This window comes from Ruegeria sp. YKSD179 (assembly GCF_059612885.1).
Map to the genome: position 1 here is coordinate 1 of NZ_JBXWRL010000021.1, position 13,102 is coordinate 13,102.

Annotated in this window: 17 protein-coding genes and 2 pseudogenes; 10 read left to right on the forward strand and 9 right to left on the reverse strand. The window is 52.3% G+C overall.

Going from position 1 to position 13,102, the window contains the following annotated elements:
- Positions 1–496: DUF1523 family protein (locus AC2FNE_RS12040; protein WP_496805458.1), on the forward strand; the 496-nt coding region annotated here is incomplete at its 5' end.
- Here the strand turns inward: AC2FNE_RS12040 and AC2FNE_RS12045 are convergent.
- The 7 genes and pseudogenes from AC2FNE_RS12045 to AC2FNE_RS12075 all read right to left on the reverse strand — a co-directional run bounded on the left by AC2FNE_RS12045 (position 489) and on the right by AC2FNE_RS12075 (position 5,331).
- Complete coding sequence (locus tag AC2FNE_RS12045) at positions 489–1,637, reverse strand: flagellar basal body P-ring protein FlgI (protein ID WP_496805459.1); 1,149 nt, start codon at positions 1,635–1,637, stop codon at positions 489–491. The genes AC2FNE_RS12040 and AC2FNE_RS12045 overlap by 8 nt on opposite strands.
- Positions 1,634–2,644: a flagellin family protein gene (locus AC2FNE_RS12050; RefSeq protein WP_496805460.1), complete on the reverse strand. Its 1,011-nt coding sequence runs from the start codon at positions 2,642–2,644 to the stop codon at positions 1,634–1,636. The genes AC2FNE_RS12045 and AC2FNE_RS12050 overlap by 4 nt, the downstream gene beginning before the upstream one ends.
- Positions 2,644–2,808: pseudogene (locus AC2FNE_RS12055) on the reverse strand (flagellar basal body rod C-terminal domain-containing protein); the annotation flags it as partial. The pseudogene AC2FNE_RS12055 and the gene AC2FNE_RS12050, both read right to left, overlap by 1 nt.
- 38 nt (positions 2,809–2,846) lie before the next feature.
- Positions 2,847–3,296, reverse strand: a pseudogene (locus AC2FNE_RS12060) (lysozyme family protein); the annotation flags it as partial.
- 71 nt (positions 3,297–3,367) lie between these two features.
- On the reverse strand, positions 3,368–3,796 hold the full coding sequence (locus AC2FNE_RS12065; RefSeq protein ID WP_170474344.1) for an Lrp/AsnC family transcriptional regulator: 429 nt from the start codon (positions 3,794–3,796) through the stop codon (positions 3,368–3,370).
- 35 nt (positions 3,797–3,831) lie between these two features.
- Entirely contained in the window at positions 3,832–5,064 is a 1,233-nt protein-coding gene (locus AC2FNE_RS12070) for an MFS transporter (protein WP_170607471.1), read from the reverse strand.
- A 3-nt stretch (positions 5,065–5,067) separates the two neighbouring features.
- Positions 5,068–5,331 (reverse strand): metal-sensing transcriptional repressor, encoded by a 264-nt coding sequence (locus tag AC2FNE_RS12075; protein ID WP_170607473.1) that lies wholly within the window; start codon positions 5,329–5,331, stop codon positions 5,068–5,070.
- Between the two features lie 133 nt (positions 5,332–5,464).
- On the opposite strand from AC2FNE_RS12075, the gene AC2FNE_RS12080 reads away from it, so the two are divergent.
- From AC2FNE_RS12080 to AC2FNE_RS12110, 7 genes are all read left to right on the forward strand, one after another.
- A complete protein-coding gene (locus AC2FNE_RS12080) occupies positions 5,465–6,079 on the forward strand; it encodes a ribonuclease D (RefSeq protein WP_170474352.1) in 615 nt (204 codons plus the stop codon).
- Complete coding sequence (locus AC2FNE_RS12085; RefSeq protein WP_170607475.1) at positions 6,076–7,038, forward strand: KpsF/GutQ family sugar-phosphate isomerase; 963 nt, start codon at positions 6,076–6,078, stop codon at positions 7,036–7,038. Before AC2FNE_RS12080 ends, AC2FNE_RS12085 begins: the two co-directional genes overlap by 4 nt.
- An 11-nt stretch (positions 7,039–7,049) precedes the next feature.
- A complete protein-coding gene (gene lptC, locus AC2FNE_RS12090) occupies positions 7,050–7,649 on the forward strand; it encodes an LPS export ABC transporter periplasmic protein LptC (protein WP_170607477.1) in 600 nt (199 codons plus the stop codon).
- A gap of 3 nt (positions 7,650–7,652) precedes the next feature.
- A complete protein-coding gene (locus AC2FNE_RS12095; RefSeq protein ID WP_437436826.1) occupies positions 7,653–8,144 on the forward strand; it encodes an LptA/OstA family protein in 492 nt (163 codons plus the stop codon).
- Positions 8,144–8,902, forward strand: a complete 759-nt coding sequence (lptB, locus tag AC2FNE_RS12100; RefSeq protein WP_170607479.1) for an LPS export ABC transporter ATP-binding protein — start codon at positions 8,144–8,146, stop codon at positions 8,900–8,902. Before AC2FNE_RS12095 ends, lptB begins: the two co-directional genes overlap by 1 nt.
- Positions 8,903–9,154: 252 nt before the next feature.
- Positions 9,155–9,718, forward strand: a complete 564-nt coding sequence (gene hpf / locus AC2FNE_RS12105) for a ribosome hibernation-promoting factor, HPF/YfiA family (RefSeq protein WP_170607481.1) — start codon at positions 9,155–9,157, stop codon at positions 9,716–9,718.
- Positions 9,719–9,776: 58 nt separating this feature from the next.
- Positions 9,777–10,241, forward strand: a complete 465-nt coding sequence (locus AC2FNE_RS12110) for a PTS sugar transporter subunit IIA (protein ID WP_170474369.1) — start codon at positions 9,777–9,779, stop codon at positions 10,239–10,241.
- A 97-nt stretch (positions 10,242–10,338) separates the two neighbouring features.
- Here AC2FNE_RS12110 and dalA read toward each other — a convergent pair whose 3' ends face one another.
- Positions 10,339–10,854 carry a divisome-associated lipoprotein DalA gene (gene dalA, locus AC2FNE_RS12115; RefSeq protein WP_254442627.1) on the reverse strand — a complete coding sequence of 172 codons (516 nt, stop codon included), beginning with the start codon at positions 10,852–10,854 and terminating at the stop codon, positions 10,339–10,341.
- Positions 10,855–11,023: 169 nt separating this feature from the next.
- Here dalA and AC2FNE_RS12120 point away from each other — a divergent pair, with 169 nt between their 5' ends.
- Positions 11,024–11,623, forward strand: a complete 600-nt coding sequence (locus AC2FNE_RS12120; RefSeq protein ID WP_170474375.1) for a L,D-transpeptidase — start codon at positions 11,024–11,026, stop codon at positions 11,621–11,623.
- A gap of 140 nt (positions 11,624–11,763) precedes the next feature.
- Positions 11,764–11,946, forward strand: coding sequence for a hypothetical protein (locus AC2FNE_RS12125; protein ID WP_010442520.1), 183 nt, complete (start codon positions 11,764–11,766; stop codon positions 11,944–11,946).
- A 56-nt stretch (positions 11,947–12,002) separates the two neighbouring features.
- Here the strand turns inward: AC2FNE_RS12125 and hemH are convergent, their stop codons facing one another.
- Entirely contained in the window at positions 12,003–13,052 is a 1,050-nt protein-coding gene (gene hemH / locus AC2FNE_RS12130) for a ferrochelatase (RefSeq protein ID WP_170474378.1), read from the reverse strand.
- Positions 13,053–13,102: the final 50 nt, after the last annotated feature.

Below are 13,102 nucleotides of genomic sequence, written 5' to 3' on the forward strand. Positions count from 1 at the left end.
GTCAGAACCCGAGGATCAATCGACCAGCCTTTCCAATCGAGACGTTCAGTTTATCCAGGCGGTGCGTGCGAATGGAAAGCCAATCGTGTATCGCAACGAAGACACGGGTTGGGGCTGGCCACCATATTTCAAGTTCGACACTGCCAACCTATACACAGAGGCTAATGACGCTAAATCCACAAAGGATAATCCGGATTGGGTTGTCGTAACCTACTATGGCTGGCGTAATGAGTTTATGTCGATCTTTCCCAACGCGATTTTCATAAAACACGTCGAAGGCCCCGATGCACGCGTTATTCCCTGGTTTAACATTGTCTTTCTAATCATTTTTGCCGCATTTATATGGGCGATTTGGGTTCGCTGGCGCCGATTTCGGCAGGCACGGATTGACCCAATGCTGGAAAGCGTTGAGGATGGTTTTTACGCCGCTGGAGACGCGATTGAGGAAAAACGAGGCCGTTTCCGCAGGTGGCTGGATTCATGGAAATCTAAGTGATCACTTGTGGGTGAGAATAAGGGTAATTGCATTTCTGCGTTGCGCCATACCTCACGACAAATTCGGCATGTAAGGCACCTGCAGCCTTTATTGTTTTCAGTATGTCTATCATGTCCCGTGGTGAGACACCCAGCGCGTTTAGTCCTGAAACAACCTCAGAAAGTGTGGCAGCTTCGGGAATCTCGGCAAGGCCAGTACCCTCTTCTTCCTCGATTTCGGCAACGGTTCTTGGTACAACAACGGTTTCGCCACGCGCAAACGGGTTGGGCTGAACAGCGACGGGCGTCTCTTCGACTGTTAAAGTCAGGTTGCCCTGAGAAACGGCAACACGTGAAATTCTGACATCGCGCCCCATGACAATGGTGCCTGAACGTTGATCCACAACAACGCGTGCCTTGGCTTCTGGCTGAACCAATATGTTCTCGATGCGCCCAATGGCGTGCGCGGTTGAGATCGATTGCGTCGCTGCAATGTCTATCTCGACAGTCCCGGAGTCGCGCATGATCGCGACTGCGCGATTGAATTCCGCATTGATGGCTGTTTCGATGCGCCCGGCCGTGGTGAAATCGGGTTCCCGCAAAGCTAGTCGCATTTGAGTAAGGGCAGAAAGTTCAAAGTCAATTTCGCGTTCTACCCGTGCGCCAGACGGAACCACGCCCGAGGTCGGTACGCCACGTACGACGGATGCCGCCTCGCCTTCGGCTACCGCTCCGCCCGCGAGTACAGTGCCTTGAGCCACCGCGTAAATCTGACCATCCGCTGCGTTCAAGGGAGTCATGATCAATGTACCGCCCAACAAGCTTTTGCTGTCGCCAATCGCTGAAACGGTGATATCAATTTGGCTTCCAACTCGGGAAAACGGTGGCAGGCTTGCTGTCACCATTACGGCAGCAACGTTCTTTGGCCGAAATTCTTCTCCGGTCACGTTTACGCCCAGACGTTCAAGGATGTTGTACATTATTTCTTCGGTAAATGGCGAGTTCCGCAGGCCGTCACCTGTACCGTTCAGCCCGACGACCAGACCATATCCCACAAGATCGTTTCCACGCACGCCGTCGAAATCCACCAAATCCTTAAGGCGGATCGCACCGGCCGTTGCCAGTCCTGGAAGCAGGAATAAAATAAGCGCAAGAACCCTCATCTCAGGAAATTCACCAACGATAGAGTCGAGTTGCGAACTGTGACAGTGTAAAGACTTTCCAATTGGAATTGCACGGCCTTAAGTTGTGTAGCTGTGCTTTCAGGGTCCGCTGCAATAAGGTTGTTTTTGCTGATCTCCAGGCTTGTTCTCGCCGCAGCATTCCGCGTGGCGGCTTGCTCGATACGTTCTTCTGCTGTGCCCACTCTGGCCTGCAACTTGATATTATCTGCCTCATTATCGGCCAGGTCCACGCCTAGTTGCCGAAAGAGGGCCGTTTTTGCATCAGGTGCTATATTCAAGGCTGGATCGGAAACCAATGCAGCAATAGCAACATCGCGCATTGCAGTGCGAAATTGTGTGTCGTTTGCGGTGATTGGAAGGTTGATACGCTCGTTCTCTGATATCTGCATCGGTGTGAGTTTTGTGTTCGAACCCCTGTAGATCACAGTTTCAAATCCGGCCGGGTCGTTGAACCAGTCTTCTGCCGCCTGTCGCATCGCGCTGATCGTCGGTTGACCAACCATCTCGGCTCGAAGAGCAGCCAACAGAGACTCTAGGGAAACCAAAGGTGAAACATCTGTCGCAATGCCTGAAAACAAGCTGCGTCCGCCGACGCGCTTGTTCAAGGCCGACATCATTGTGTCTAACTCTTCACGAGCCTGAACAGAGGCTTGATCATGCGTGACCGTCTGATTTGCCGTTCCAAAAGACAACAGCGTCGCTGATACTTTGCCAATTGAATCGCCCACAACATTCAAACTTAATTGCATCGCATCGGTAAACAGGCGTGCCTCGGAAGTGGCAACTCTGTACGCGTCGAGCCGGGATAGACTTCTGTCCAGATCCAATAGCTGCGAGTAATCGCCGCCCAAATGTTCAGAGACATTTCTCACCCGGCCCCATTGCATTTCATAGGTCAGAGTATCGAGCTGGTTCCTGATCTGAACACTGCGTGCTCTGACAGTCATGCTCCGGGCCATATCGCCAATCGAGTTAAGCTTCATCATCAAATCCTCAGCAGTGTTTCCATTAGTTCATCGACGACAGAGATCATCCGCGCGTTCGCTGCATAGACCTGTTGAATTTGAGTTAGGTTTTGCAGCTCAGTGTCAGTATCCACTCCCTGACTGGCTTCAACCGTTGCCATTTCGATCTGCGCGGCGTTGGCAAATACGCCTCGGACAACTCTGGTGTTCGTGAGTGATATGCACCTGCGGCCTCGGGCCAAGACCCAAGTTCGGCGAACAGTTCTTTTAGAAACCGCGCAGCATAGCGTGCATTTTCATCGGGATTGAACATGGCATCGATGGATCGGAAGGCCTTGCCGTGCCATCGATAATTGATCTGAAAGCATCCAACATCAAAGCTGCTGATGCCTGACTGGAAAATATCGAAAACGTGGGTTTTGGCTTCGCTCTCCGTTGCGAACCAATAACCTCGTCCCTCCACATTGACGGTCCATGGCCAAGGTTCTAACCGCCCGTTTTTTGCGCGGCCGGTTTCGACTCGAGAAATCGCCTTCAGGACATCCAATGGCACGCCCTCAAGGCGCGAAGCGCGTCGTGCCGCTCGATCGCACTGTCCCACGGGGTCAGGTATGGCGTCCGCGACTTGAATAGACGCGAGAAAAATAAACAGCGCGAGTAAAAACTTGGGCATTCTGCCTGTCCGCGATTCCGAAATCACGTCCAAGCTAGCAACTGATCTATTTACATTGTGTTATCGTAGCTTCAGTTTCGATCGATACGGCGACCAAATACCACGCTGGTATTGGTTCTCAGAACCCCGGGGATTTTTGCCAGTTCGTCCACGAGGATATCGAGATCTTCTATCCTTGGAGCCTCGGCAGACAGCAGCAGATCAAACTCACCGTTTATAGACAAGCAAAGTTTTACCTCTGGATAAGCCTCGAGCCTTTTTATGATGCGCGAGGTCTCTTTCTGCTGAACTTCAAGCATGACGATGACCTGAACCCTTGGAGTGTCGTCCGAATCGCGAAGAATAACCGAGTAACCTGCGATCACACCGCGTTCCTGCATGCGGTTAATACGTTCGTGCACCGTTGTCCGGGCGACGCCGAGTGTAGCGGCAATGCGCGTGGTTGAATCCCGGGCATTGTGTTGCAGGGCGGCGATGATACGGCGGTCAAGTTGATCCATGTTAGCTTAGGTGTAGTGCAGAAGAACCCGCAGGCTCAAGGGTCGTCAGCGCGTAAATGCGCTGCCGCTTCGCCCGACTCCGATGGCCATAACAAAAAGGCGAAGATCAGCCCCATAACGGAAGCCACGGTCATCCACGCCAGGGCAGACGTTGCACCGTTTGCCGTCATCAGCCATCCAGCCAACGGGTACAAAACTAACCAACACGCATGCGACAAGGTGAATTGTGCGGCGAATAGGGCCGGTCGATCCTCGGGTATAGCGGAGCGTGTCAGAAGGCGGCCCGACGGTGTCAGGGTTGCTGAATATCCAAACCCCACACAGGCCCATAAAAACGTTAGCAACGTAAGCGACAGCGGAATTGTTGCCGACAGAACAGCCGAGACAGCCATCGCCATGGTGCCTATCAGAGCACCGGTTAGCATAACGCTTCGATCCATAAATCGAGTCAGCAAGGAAGGAAGCGCGAACGCGGCCAGCATCGAACCTCCTCCAAATCCAGCGAGTGCGATGGCTACGTCCCTGTCACCAAGGCCAAGATCAGCTCGGATTATGACGACGGTATTGACAATTACCATCGAGCTGAGTGCTGCCGCGTTCCAGTTCAACGCAAGAAGACCTCGCAAACGCTGGGTTCGCAGATAAAGCAAAATGCCTCGGGTGGTTCTGTCATAGATTCCCCTCCGTTTCGCAGGCTTGGGCGAAGGCAGGACAACGGAAATAACCAAAAGCGCAGATGCGAAAAATCCCAGGCTGGTCCCCCAGAACAAACTTTCAAAACTGACAACCATTAACAGGATAGCAGCCAGCATCGGGCTAAGCAGGCTTTCCATGTCCATTGCCAGCCGGGACAAGGACAGGGCTTTGGTATAATCACTCTCGTCCGTTAAAACGTCGGGAATCGTAGCTTGAAATGCGGGTGTGAAACCTGCCGAAGCTGATTGCAGTAAAAAGATAAGGACGTAGACCTGCCATACTTCTGTGACAAAAGGCAAACCGATTGCGACCGCAGCACGCAAAAGATCAAGCGCAATGAGCATCTTGCGTCGGTCTGCCTGCTGAGCGAATGCAGCCGCCAATGGTGCGATTACTACATAGGCAACCATCTTGATTGTTAGGGCAGTGCCTAACACTAATCCGGCTTGATCACCGGCCAGATCGTAAGCCAGTAGACCCAGCGCCACAGTTGCCAGTCCAGTTCCTGTAAGCGCCACGATCTGGGCGCCGAACAGATGCCGGTAGACACGGTTTCGAAACACACTCAGCATGGATCAAAGGTACTTTGTGATCGTCTTGAAATCTTCTGTATTTGAGTTTCCATTATTGAGTTCAGTCGACAGGCAGTGGTCGATATGGTCGTGAATCAAAATGCGTTTGGCGTTGGTAATAGCTTTTTCTACCGCAAACAGCTGTTGAGCGATGTCCACGCAGGGCTCTTGCCCTTCTAGCATCGCGATGACCTTTGACAGGTGACCGTGCGCCCGTTTCAGACGCGCTGTAATCTCAGGGTGGGATTGGTGTACATGATCAGGCATTTTATATCCCTATCCCCCCCTATAGGATAGGGTCAACGGTTTACATTTGCATTCGGAACAGTGTCGCCGATGGCGTTGAGTTTAGCCGCCAAACGCCCTATCTCGGGATCAACAAGGCACAAAGGAAAACTCCGTGGCGAACCACTTGTACAAAAACGACCTACCTGACGGTTTGGATTTGGGTCCGGTTGTGGCCATTGATTGTGAGACAATGGGTTTGAATCCCCATCGCGATCGGCTTTGCGTTATTCAGATGTCGGGCGGAGATGGCGACAGCCATATCATTCAGGTGGAAAAGGGTCAGACGTCGGCGCCCAACTTGTCTGCAATGCTCGAAGATCCAGATGTTTTGAAGCTATTCCATTTCGGTCGCTTCGACATTGCGGCCATGTACCACACTTTTGGTTCTCTGGCAGCGCCAGTTTATTGCACCAAGATCGCCAGCCGGCTTGTGCGCACATACACTGATCGGCATGGTTTGAAGAACTTGTGTCAGGAGCTTCTTGGTGTCGATATCTCGAAACAACAGCAAATGAGCGACTGGGGTGCAGAAACCCTGACTGATGCTCAGCTGGACTATGCCGCCTCGGACGTTTTGTACCTTCACCGTTTGCGTGATGAGTTGGACGTGCGGCTTGCTCGCGAAGAGCGATCGGAAATGGCCCAGGCCTGTTTTGAATTTCTGCCGATGCGTGCGAAGCTAGACCTCGCAGGTTGGCCCGAAACTGATATTTTTGCGCACTCATGACGGAAACGGAATCCTTTCTGATAACTGCACGGCAGGTCGTCACAGACGAGGCGCGCGCCCTGGATGTTCTTGCGGATGGTTTGGACGAGAATTTCGCTGAGGCAGTGCAGATGATCTTGAGCGCGACTGGCCGCATCATCGTAAGCGGTATCGGCAAGTCCGGACATATAGGGCATAAGATTGCGGCCACATTGGCAAGTACGGGCACGCCTGCGTATTTCGTGCATCCCGCCGAAGCCAGCCATGGTGATCTTGGGATGGTGTCGAAAGGCGACGTCGTGTTGGCCATTTCGAATTCCGGCGAAGCGCCCGAGCTGGTGAACCTGCTGACTTTTACGCGACGCTTCGGAATTCCACTGATAGGCTTGTCCAGCAAGCCGGAAAGCACGCTAATGAAACAGGCGGATGTGCAGCTATTAATCCCTTCTTTGGGTGAGGCTTGCGGATATGGCATGGTGCCTTCGATTTCGACTACATTGACTTTGGCCATGGGCGATGCGCTGGCCATCGCTTTGATGAAGTACCGCGATTTCCAGCCCGCGAATTTTCGCGACTTTCACCCTGGTGGAAAGTTAGGAGCGCAGCTGAGCAAAGTGCGAGATTTGATGCACGCGGACACGCCAATCGTTTCTGCAGGAACGCCTATGAGCGATGCTTTGATTGTCATGAGCCAAAAGAGTTTTGGTGTCGTAGGCGTAGTGGATGGCGAAGATCGTTTGTTGGGCATTGTCACCGACGGCGATTTGCGCCGTAACATGGATGGTCTATTGGAAAAAGATGTCGAAAAGGTCATGACGAGCAATCCATTGACTATCTCGCCGAATGCAATGGCAGAAGAGGCGGTCGCGATTATGAATGATCGCAAGATCACCTCGCTTTTCGTTGTGGACCCCGAGGAACAGGGCCAGGCGCAGGGGCTATTGCACATCCACGATTGTTTGAGAGCCGGTCTGGGATGAGGAGGGCCGAGGTGGATCGCTACTCGCGTATGGTGCAGTTCTTCAAGGTTCTGCTTCCGCTGGTGGCGATATTTCTTTTGGCTACGGTATTCTTGTTGTCTCGCAGCGTTGAAACCAACGTAACCGGACCATTCTCGAACGATGCGATTGACCAACGTTTGTCGGATCAGGTGGTCACATTGCCGGACTATAAGGGTGTTACCCGCAAGGGCGAACAAGTGCGGGTCGAGGCCCGCCGAGCTAGTCAGGGTCGGGAGGGTGATGACCCAAAAGCGACCGAGATCGAAGGAAAATATGACCTGAGAAACGGGCGCCAGATCACCATGGTATCCAACTCAGGGACAATCCGGCCCGACAAGGGTACGGCCACTTTTGTGGGTGATGTGGTGATTACAACTGCAGACGGGATTCAAGTTACTACTGACTTGTTGAACACATCTTTGGAAGAAATTCGGGGCGATACGCCTGGGCATGTTGATGGTACGGGGCCAATCGGCGATTTTACTGCCGGACGTATGAAATTTGGAACGGAAAAAAGGAATGGGCCGGTTCATATTTTTTTTACAGACGGCGTGAAGCTGATATATGAACCCCAAAAAGCTGAAAGATAACCTGTGTTTGAATTACGTGTAGCCTTTGTTTCCTTTGTTTTAACGATGTGCGCCTTATCCGCACCGGCGCAGGAGGCTCAGGTAGCGTTTGGATCAGCGAATGCGGATCCGACCTTGCCCGTCGAGGTCACGTCTGAGCTTCTGAACGTAAATCAAGAAGACGGATCAGCTGAATTCCTAGGCAATGTCATCGTGATCCAAGGCGAAATGCGACTAACCGCTGAACGCGTTCTGGTAATATACAACGAAGAAAAATCAGCTATTGAAAGGATGGAAGCCACCGAGAATGTCGTGTTGGTCAGCCCTCCGGATGCGGCAGAGGGGGATTGGGCGGAATACACCATAGACTCGGGTGTGATCGAAATGAAGGGCAATGTTCTGCTCACGCAGGGGCCAAGCGTCATTAGCGGTGACGAAATGATTGCCAACCTAACCACTGGTTTGGCCACGATGACCGGGCGGGTCAAAACAATTCTTCAGCCGAGCGGAAACTAATGAACAATCCAGTACTTTCTATTGCTGAAGGATCTTCAGGTCTAAGAATTGAAAAGCTGCGAAAGTCTTATCGAAAGAAGACGGTGATCCGCGACGTTTCCATGACCCTTGACCGATCAGAGGTAGTGGCGTTGTTGGGGCCGAACGGCTCTGGTAAAACAACGACTTTTTATTCAGTGGCCGGGCTGGTTTTCCCCGAAGCAGGTACAGTCACGATTGATGGGCAGATTGTAACCACCTTGCCAATGTACCGGCGTGCCCGTTTGGGAATCGGATACTTGCCTCAAGAAATGTCGATCTTTCGCGGGATGAGCGTCGAAGACAACATTTCTGCCGTGTTGGACATTACTGTTGATCACGCGCATCGCCGAAAGGAACGATTGGAAGAACTGCTCGCTGATTTTTCAATCGAGCACTTGCGTCGCGCGCCTGCATTGGCACTGTCGGGCGGAGAACGCCGCCGGGTGGAAATCGCGCGGTGCCTGGCGGCGAACCCGAAATATCTGTTGCTGGACGAGCCTTTTGCCGGGGTCGATCCCATAAGCGTCGGGGATATCCGTCATCTTGTTGCTGATCTGAAAAAACGCGGCATCGGTGTGTTGATCACTGACCATAACGTACGGGAAACATTGGAAATCGTGGATCGCGCCTACATCTTGCATGACGGGCAGGTTTTGATGTCGGGCACGCCGGACGAAGTGGTGGAAAACGAAAACGTGCGGCGTGTGTATTTGGGTGAAAACTTCCGTATTTCATGAGCTTGCGTGTTTTGGTGTCGGGAACCCAAAGGAAATCGCGTATATACACGCCTGTTTTGATTGACTCTTCCGCCGTCTCTTGCCTCAATTGGTGTATGGCATTTCATCGGTTCCAATTTGGATCTCGACCTCCCTTCGCGGAAGGGCCGGGGCGAAATAAACTGCAGAAATCGTCGTTACCCCCCACCCGATAACAACAAGCTCGTTGCGTAACGCAACGTCATAATGGGTGTGAATTGTGAAGGAGACCACATGCGTTACCAAATCAGCGGAAAACAGATCGACATTGGTGCGGCTCTGCAGACCCACGTGCAGACTGAACTGGGCGAGGTCGTTGGAAAATACGCCCAGCGGCCAACGGATGCCAACGTCGTCTTTTCCCGTTCAGCGCATGAATATGTGTGCGAAACTACTGTACATCTGTCCACTGGCCTGACGGCGCAAGCCAAAGCACATGCGACCGAGATTTATGCGGCGTTCGAGGCGTGCTGTGACAAGATGGAAACACAATTGCGTCGTTATAAACGTCGCCTAAAGGATCATCACAAGGATCGGTCCGAGCCGGTTGAACTCTTTGGCGCGTCCTCTTATATCCTCGCCTCTGACGAATCGGAGACGGCCGACGAACCGGAATCGCTGCAGCCAATGATCGTGGCTGAGATGGAAACTAAAATTCCATCGCTTAGTGTAGGTGAGGCCGTTATGCAGATGGAGCTTGCTGGCGCACCGGTGCTAGTGTTCCGCAATGAGAGCAAGGATGGATTAAATGTCGTGTATCGTCGGGACGACGGTAACATAGGCTGGATTGATCCATAACAGGCAAGGGTAACTGGGCGCCTTCTGCAAGGTCAGGAGGCCGTCATGGAGCATGATTATGGAGCTTTCGAGCATACTAAAGCCCGAAGCAGTACGTGTTTTATCGGCAGCTTCCAGCAAGAAGCGGCTTTTTCAAGAGATCGGAGATGTCGCGGCATCAACGATGGGTTTGGATTCGCAGTCGATTGTCGACAACCTGCTGGAGCGTGAAAGTCTGGGTCCAACCGGTGTCGGACATGGCGTTGCCCTGCCGCACGCGCGCCTATCCGATCTGGAAGCGGTAGCCGGAGTGTTTATTCTGCTGGAAAAACCACTCGATTTCGGATCCGTCGACAGACAGCCAGTAGATCTTGCATTTTCGCTATTTGCACCGGAGGAAGCCGGCGTCGATCATTTAAAGGCACTTGCACTTGTTTCACGTACGCTCCGCGAATCGACAGTCTGCGCCAAGCTGAGGTCTAACCCAGACCCGGTGAAGTTATACGCCATTCTGACCGAGGCGCAGTCTATGCAGGCTGCGTGAACTTCGAAAAGTTTAGCAAACGATGGTGCTTATTATTTGAAACACTTGCGTCTGTTTCAATGGACTAAGAACCCAATTTTCAACTGACTTACCTGGGTCAGCCACCAGCGCCCATTTCCAATGTCCACCAGATTTTCCCGCCGCCTTCCTGGTGCCAGGCAAATCCCATCTGCGTTGCATTGGGGTCCATGATGACAGCCCTTGGACCGGGCTCTTGCATCCACGCGGCCAGCGTTTCAGTTTCAGTTTCATAAGTCTCGGAGATAGCCTCGCCAAGGAATCTGCCGGAATACCCCGACCGAGCGGCGCGATCGATGGGTGATGATCCGTCAGAACCAAAGTGCCATGGGCGATTCTGTCGTGCCATATCCTTGGAATGGGTTGCCGCAGCAGCATTCAGACGAGAATTGAGCTGCACCGGCTGGAGGCCCTGCGCCTGACGCAAAGCATTGACCGAGTCCAGCATCCGGAATTGTAGCTTTTCCGGGTTGCCTCGAATCTTGTAAACCGTCGGTAATGGTCGCCCATCCGCCCCTATGGCGGTCGTGCGCGAAGTATCGCAAGCTGTCAGCGCGACAAGGCAAATCGAAAGAAAAATTAGAATACGCGTCATGTTGGGCCCAAATTTTGTGTCGATAAGGGAAATAGCCTGCATGAAGCCCTGGGGCAAATGCGCATTGGTGTTAACCCGCATGATTCTGCCGGTTTGATTTGCGACTGAAGCATTCTAGCAATAGAATACCTTAGTTTTTTGAGATTCTCTTAGAGAAGGACCGCCCATCATGGTCAAGAAGAACATTTTACAGCCGACGCGCCGCGGTTTCATGGCCGGTGCAATGGTCAGCCTCGCATCGCCTGCAGTCGCTCAATATATCCCGGGTGACCCGCTGCGACCTGCGCCGGAACCGGAACCGGAGGTTCGGCGCAACGTGTCGGGCTTTCGTGCGCTGGACTGGCGACCTTATTTCTCGAATACCAGAAATGGTGCGATTTTGGTCGATACAGTGTCTAGAGCGTTGCATTACTGGTCTGATGATCAAACCGTATACAAACTTTACCCTTCTTCGGTGCCGCTGACCGAAGAATTGACCCGAAGGGGTCGAACAAGTGTGATCCGCAAGGTCGAAGGCCCTAGCTGGTCTCCGACGCCTTCGATGAAGAAGCGAAATCCGGAATGGCCCGATTATATCCCACCTGGACCGGATAACCCTTTGGGAACGCACGCTTTGTACCTGAGCTGGAAGTATTATCGCATTCATGGAACCCATGACACGCGAAAAATCGGGCGTAGGTCTTCGAATGGCTGCATTGGATTGTTCAACGAGGACATCGCTGAGCTGTTCGGAATGGCCAGGGTTGGCACGCAAGTGTTGCTAATTTGACGACATTTTGGCGCACGAACTCTCTTGGATCGCAAGTTGCAATTGCATTCCCCATGCATTGCTGATTAATAAAATTCACGAGGTAAGTCTTGGATGCGCGATCCAGATCAATGGATTCGCGCAAATTCTGGAGGTTAATTATGAAGAAACTCGTTCTCGCTGCTGCACTGACTGCTGCCGCTTCGACCGCATATGCTGGCAACCTGGAAGAGCCGGTTGTTGAAGCACCTGTAGTTGTCGAAGAAACTCAGGGTTCGTCGCAGGGCATCATCCTGCCGTTGATCCTGCTGGTTGTTGTAGCCGCGGCTGTCGCAGCAAGCTAAGTCGACGAGACACTACCAATTAAAGAGGCGGTGGACTGGTCCACCGCCTTTTTTTGTTACTCCAGCCATCCAAGCAGGTTGTCCTGAATAATTTTTCCCAAAGCTGTAATGTGCGATTCGTCGTCGTTGAGGCAGGGAATATAGGTGAAACTTTCACCGCCAGCCTCTTCAAAGCTTTCTTTTATCTCTTCGTTAATCTCTTCCAGCGTTTCGATGCAATCCGCGGAAAATGCAGGTGCTATTACGGCGATGTTCTTTTTCCCTTGCCGCGCAAGATCGGCAACGTGGTCAACTGTGTAGGGTTTCAACCACTCCTCGGGTCCGAATCGCGATTGGAAAGTCGAAATAATCTGATCATCGTTCCAACCAAGGCGCTCTTTCAAAAGTCTTGAGGTTTTTACGCATTGACAGTGATAGGGGTCACCCTGTTTTAGATACCGTTCCGGCATTCCGTGGTAAGAGCAGACCAATATGTCTGGCTTATCTTCCATCAATGCGTAAGCGCGTTCAACCGAACCAGCCAGAGCGTCAATATAAGCGGGTTCACTGAAATAAGCGGGAACGGTTCGGCTGGCAGGTTGCCAGGTCTCCTCCATCAGGGCGCGGAAAAACTGATCGTTGGCCGTCGCCGTCGTTGCACCGGCGTATTGCGGATAAAGAGGAAAAAACAGGATCCGGTCGCAACCTTCTGCCACCATATGCCGGACTTTAGATTTGGTGGCCGGATTTCCGTATCGCATGCAGAAATCAACCAGCACCTTATCACCGTATCGCTCATGCATGGCTTTTTGCAATTTGGCGGTCTGGTCTTTGGTGATCGTCATCAACGGACTTTCACCTTTGTCGTGGTTCCAGATCGATTTATACGCCTCACCAGAACTAAACGGGCGTTTTGTCAGGATGATGCCTTGCAGAATTGGCTGCCATTTCCATGGTGGATAGTCGATCACACGTCGATCTGACAGAAACTCGTTCAGATAGCGCCGCATCGGCCAATAAGTGTAATCGTCCGGGGTACCAAGATTTGCCAATAATATTCCCACACGGCCCATTTTGACTTTTGGGTGATCCGCTGGTGCGTGCGCGGGGCGAATGGCATCAAACATTTTGGACTTCCTGATTTTCCTGTTCTGACCTCAGATAACGGGAAATGCTC

What these genes read in the sequence shown, in the direction of transcription:
- AC2FNE_RS12045 (WP_496805459.1), bottom strand. Translation starts at nt 1,637, where the DNA reads ATGAGGGTTCTTGCGCTTATTTTATTCCTGCTTCCAGGACTGGCAACG.
- AC2FNE_RS12050 (WP_496805460.1), bottom strand. Translation starts at nt 2,644, where the DNA reads ATGATGAAGCTTAACTCGATTGGCGATATGGCCCGGAGCATGACTGTC.
- AC2FNE_RS12065 (WP_170474344.1), bottom strand. Translation starts at nt 3,796, where the DNA reads ATGGATCAACTTGACCGCCGTATCATCGCCGCCCTGCAACACAATGCC.
- AC2FNE_RS12070 (WP_170607471.1), bottom strand. Translation starts at nt 5,064, where the DNA reads ATGCTGAGTGTGTTTCGAAACCGTGTCTACCGGCATCTGTTCGGCGCC.
- AC2FNE_RS12075 (WP_170607473.1), bottom strand. Translation starts at nt 5,331, where the DNA reads ATGCCTGATCATGTACACCAATCCCACCCTGAGATTACAGCGCGTCTG.
- AC2FNE_RS12085 (WP_170607475.1), top strand. Translation starts at nt 6,076, where the DNA reads ATGACGGAAACGGAATCCTTTCTGATAACTGCACGGCAGGTCGTCACA.
- lptB (WP_170607479.1), top strand. Translation starts at nt 8,144, where the DNA reads ATGAACAATCCAGTACTTTCTATTGCTGAAGGATCTTCAGGTCTAAGA.
- hpf (WP_170607481.1), top strand. Translation starts at nt 9,155, where the DNA reads ATGCGTTACCAAATCAGCGGAAAACAGATCGACATTGGTGCGGCTCTG.
- AC2FNE_RS12110 (WP_170474369.1), top strand. Translation starts at nt 9,777, where the DNA reads ATGGAGCTTTCGAGCATACTAAAGCCCGAAGCAGTACGTGTTTTATCG.
- dalA (WP_254442627.1), bottom strand. Translation starts at nt 10,854, where the DNA reads ATGACGCGTATTCTAATTTTTCTTTCGATTTGCCTTGTCGCGCTGACA.
- AC2FNE_RS12120 (WP_170474375.1), top strand. Translation starts at nt 11,024, where the DNA reads ATGGTCAAGAAGAACATTTTACAGCCGACGCGCCGCGGTTTCATGGCC.
- AC2FNE_RS12125 (WP_010442520.1), top strand. Translation starts at nt 11,764, where the DNA reads ATGAAGAAACTCGTTCTCGCTGCTGCACTGACTGCTGCCGCTTCGACC.
- hemH (WP_170474378.1), bottom strand. Translation starts at nt 13,052, where the DNA reads ATGTTTGATGCCATTCGCCCCGCGCACGCACCAGCGGATCACCCAAAA.